This is a genomic window from Microcystis sp. LE18-22.4A (assembly GCF_027531105.1).
Lineage (GTDB): Bacteria > Cyanobacteriota > Cyanobacteriia > Cyanobacteriales > Microcystaceae > Microcystis > Microcystis aeruginosa.
The window spans coordinates 1-4,466 of record NZ_JAPZRB010000026.1 but is presented as its reverse complement, the minus strand read 5'-3'; the positions used below and the strand labels follow the sequence as shown (position 1 = coordinate 4,466).

5 protein-coding genes are annotated in these 4,466 nt (G+C 44.7%); 4 read left to right on the top strand and 1 reads right to left on the bottom strand.

The features are described from left to right. The 4 genes from O9295_RS01005 to rsmH form a co-directional block, all read left to right on the top strand. Window positions 1-104, top strand: a 104-nt coding sequence (locus O9295_RS01005) for a transposase (RefSeq protein ID WP_287697101.1), incomplete at its 5' end; no start/stop codon positions are given. Between the two features lie 76 nt (window positions 105-180). Further along, window positions 181-318, top strand: coding sequence for a DNA-binding protein (locus O9295_RS01000; protein ID WP_288031027.1), 138 nt, complete (start codon window positions 181-183; stop codon window positions 316-318). Between the two features lie 235 nt (window positions 319-553). Beyond that, entirely contained in the window at window positions 554-2,065 is a 1,512-nt protein-coding gene (gene ilvA / locus O9295_RS00995) for a threonine ammonia-lyase, biosynthetic (RefSeq protein ID WP_288031025.1), read from the top strand. 263 nt (window positions 2,066-2,328) lie between these two features. Beyond that, on the top strand, window positions 2,329-3,207 hold the full coding sequence (gene rsmH, locus O9295_RS00990; RefSeq protein ID WP_147068938.1) for a 16S rRNA (cytosine(1402)-N(4))-methyltransferase RsmH: 879 nt from the start codon (window positions 2,329-2,331) through the stop codon (window positions 3,205-3,207). A gap of 989 nt (window positions 3,208-4,196) precedes the next feature. On the opposite strand, the gene O9295_RS00985 is transcribed toward rsmH, so the two are convergent. Further along, the coding region (locus O9295_RS00985; protein ID WP_502846484.1) for a phosphatase PAP2 family protein at window positions 4,197-4,466 on the bottom strand (270 nt) is incomplete at its 5' end.

Genomic DNA, 4,466 nt, shown 5'->3' with positions numbered 1-4,466 from the left:
TTGAGGGAATGAATACCAAAATAAAGCTTATTAAAAGAATAAGTTATGGATTTACCAATTTTGAACATCTTCGACTTAAGCTGTTTGCTTGCTTTAATTCATAACAAAAATTAACACACGAAAACCAGAAGAGCCCAAATTTATTTCAATGATTATTCAGCAACCCCTATTTAGGAATATATGTCAAGACAAAAAAAGTTCTCAATGTGGATGACTGATAAAGAGTATGAGCGATTAAAAGCTTATGCAGAGAAAGAAGGAGTATCAATGGCAGAGATTCCGCGGGACTATATCAAAACTTTGGATACAACGGGATAAATCCCTTAGTCTCGCTCCACAGCCGGTTCCGTTAAAACGGACTGGCTATCTCTCGCTCGGCAATTTTTTCGCTATTGACGGCCTTTGATGATGAATGTCAAGAACTCCCCAATGATTCCGTGTTGAAGGGGAGCAAAAAGCTGACAGCTGATAGCTCTTTATTGCTAACCGGACTGACGATGATCTATTCTGTATCCTAGCCTGACTCGCCAATCCCCACCGCCAAAAAAGAATAATGTACTGCGATTACCTGGTTCAAATCCTCACCGCACGCGTCTACGATGTCGCCCAAGAAACCCCCTTAGAACTTGCCCCCAATCTCTCCCAACGTTTGCACAATCAGCTTTTACTCAAGCGCGAGGATATGCAGTCGGTTTTCTCCTTTAAACTGCGCGGCGCATACAACAAAATGGCGCATTTGTCAAGGGATTTGTTACAAAAAGGTGTAATTGCTGCTTCGGCGGGAAATCATGCCCAGGGAGTCGCTTTGGGGGCGCGGCAATTGGGAACCCAAGCGATTATCGTTATGCCTGTCACCACTCCGCAAGTCAAAATCGACGCGGTAAAAGCCCGGGGCGGGATTGTCGTCCTGCACGGTGACACCTACGATGATGCCTACACCTACGCGCGGCAGTTAGAAGCGGAAAAAGGCTTAACTTTTATCCATCCCTTCGATGATCCGGAGGTAATCGCCGGCCAGGGTACGATCGGTATGGAAATTTTACGACAATATCAGCAACCGATCGAGGCGATTTTTGTCGCTATTGGTGGCGGTGGCTTAATATCAGGTATTGCAGCCTATGTCAAGCGTTTACGTCCAGAAATTAAAATTATCGGGGTGGAACCTGTGGACTCAGACGCGATGAATCAATCCCTAAAAGCCGGTTATCGGCTGCGTTTGTCCCAAGTGGGATTATTTGCCGACGGGGTGGCGGTGCGCGAGGTGGGAGAGGAGACTTTTCGTCTTTGTCAGCAGTATGTGGACGAGATTATCCTAGTGGATACGGATGATATCTGTGCGGCGATTAAGGATGTTTTTCAAGATACACGCTCGATTTTAGAACCTGCGGGGGCGTTAGCGGTAGCAGGAGCGAAAGCTTATGTAGAAAGAGAAGTAATTGAGGATAAAACCCTCGTTGCTGTGGCTTGTGGGGCGAATATGAACTTTGATCGTCTGCGGTTTGTGGCGGAAAGGGCAGAATTAGGGGAACGGCGCGAGGCGTTGTATGCTGTTACTATTCCCGAACAACCGGGCAGTTTACGGCGTTTTTGCGAATGTGTCGGCAAACGCAATCTAACCGAATTTAGTTATCGCATTGCCGATGAAAAAGAAGCACATATTTTTGTCGGCGCCCAGATCGAAAATCGCACCGATGCCAAGAAATTAGCCGAGAGTTTTGAAGCTTGCGGCTTTAAAACCCTCGATATTAGCGATGATGAATTGACTAAATTGCATCTGCGCCACATGGTGGGAGGGCGATCGCATTTAGCCGATCATGAATTATTTTATCGCTTCGAGTTTCCCGAACGACCGGGGGCTTTAATGAAATTTGTCGCTTCCATGAGTCCCCACTGGAATATCAGCGTTTTCCATTATCGCAATAACGGAGCCGATTACGGGCGCATCGTCGTGGGCATACAGGTCCCCCCCGATGAAATGAATCAATGGCAAGCTTTTCTCGATACTCTCGGCTATCGCTATTGGGATGAAAGTCAAAATCGGGCCTATCAGTTGTTTTTAGGTTAGAGTTGGCTGAATAAATCTAAAAACCTTGTTGGATAAGGCTTTTAGACTTTTTTCCCCTCAAAAAGTGCTGACCATTGGAGTGATCGGGGGTAAAATTCAGGCACTTTTTCCCTGAAAATTAGGTAACTGACTACCCCAAAATCGGTAAAACCCTACACCCTACACCCCACACCCCACACCCCACACCCCACACCCTGCCCCCACCAACAAACTTTTTCAGCAAACCCTAGGTTAAATCGCCATTTTCAGGAAGTTATCAGCAGATGAATCAAGATTTTCCCCATATTTCCGTTTTGAGTCAAGAATTAATCGCCGGCTTAAATATTCAACCCGGGGGGCATTATCTCGATCTTACCCTAGGGGGTGGTGGACACAGCCGCTTGCTTTTAGAAGCCCATCCCGAAACCACAGTAACCGCCATCGATCGCGATCAAAGCGCCCTAGAAGCCGCTAAAATTAGTCTCGCCCCCTATCTAGATAGCCGTTTAACCCTCTGGTGGGGGAACTTCGCCGATTATAATGGACAAAATAGCAGTTTTGATGGCATTATCGCCGATTTAGGAGTCAGTTCTCCCCAATTCGATCAGAGCGAGCGCGGCTTTAGTTTTCGCCACACGGCAGCCTTAGATATGCGGATGGATCGCTGTCAATCCCTGACGGCAGCCGATATTATCAACCATTGGCACGAAAAAGAATTAGCAGATCTTTTTTATCAATACGGAGAAGAACGTTTATCTCGTCCTATTGCTCGCTCGATCGTCCAAAAACGTCCTTTTACTACCACTACAGAATTAGCGGCTGTCATCGCTAGTTCTGTACCCGCTAGTTACCGTTATGGGCGTATTCATCCGGCAACGCGGGTTTTTCAAGCCCTACGCATCGCTGTTAATCAAGAATTAGATTCTCTCCAACAATTGTTAGATCAAGCCCCCCACTGGCTAAAATCCGGGGGAATTATCGCTATGATCAGTTTTCATAGTCTAGAAGATCGTCTGATCAAGTATGGCTTTCGCGAAGATAATTCGTTGAAAATTATCACGAAAAAGCCGATTATCCCCAGCCGGGAAGAACAAGCTAAAAATCCTCGTTCTCGTTCGGCTAAACTAAGAATAGCCCAAAAGATAGAATCAGAGGTTATCTGATAGCAGTTATCTTAATTGGTTCTTCGGTTTGTCTTATGCAACGTACAGGATTATAAGGAATGAAACTTTTATATAGAAAGACATTTGGCGATTTTTGTCAATTGTTTTTGATCTAGAGCGAACTAATCAATTAAGTCTCTTGCCAGATAAGGATTTAGTCGATTTATGCTCCCCTATCGAACCATACCAAGTAACGAAGAGCCTCTTAATTGTGAGGTACAAACTCTCTGGTTTTGGGGAGTCGTTATCTTGATGAGAAAGGCTGTGGTAAAGTAAAAACCAAGAAAAAAAGCCGGTATTTATTCTTGAAAATCATTGACTAAAATAACGCAGTCCTTTTACCAATCTTTCCACTGCCGCTAAAGCCGTTTCTGGAGATAAAGTCTGCAAATGATCCCGATGAATTTGATTATAACTAGATCGCACCAGTTCTTCCCAAGTACATTCCCAATTTAAACTTTCTCCCAGAAGTCCTATTTGGGGAGATTGACAGAATCGATCAACAAAGGCTTTTAACCAGAGCGGACGGACAATAAAACAGTCATCTTGAAGAAATAAATAGGGTTTGCTGAATAAATCTAAAAATCTTGTTGGATAAGGTTTTTAGACTTTTTTTCTCTCAAAAATTGCCGACCATTGGAGTGATTGGGGGGAAAATTCAGGTACTTTTTCCCTGAAAATTAGGGCTCTTCGTTACTTGGTATGGTTAGATCGGGGGACATAAATCGACTAAATCCTTACCCGACAAGAGAGTTAATTGATTAGTTCGTTCTAGATCGAAAACAATTGACAAAAATCGCATCAATGTCCTTCTCTATAAGGGTTTCATCTCTTATAATCCTGTCCGTTGCATAGCACAAACCGAAGAACCAAATTTAGTTGGCAATTTTTCGGACATCGAGTCCTCAAATTGCCGCCCCCTGCACCTTCCCCACTGGTGCGTTGCTGAGGGTGGGGACTGATGCAGGTTCGTTCAACTCGACTTGATATTAACGAAAGAAATTTGTTGCGACAAAATCGCCAACAGCTAACCCCATTTCAAAAGAATCAATACAAGCCTCACGGACGTGAACCCCGCCAAAAATACGGCCGATAGCATCTTCCATTCCCGCTTCATGGAAGCTATCGAAATTACGAACGACACCGGGAAGTTCTTGGGAGACAGCACTAAACACATAGTTGTCTCCAAAATATTCGGTCATCACTCCAGCAAATGCTCCCCCCATGGCAGAATGCCCTGACATATAATCCGGGAAAGG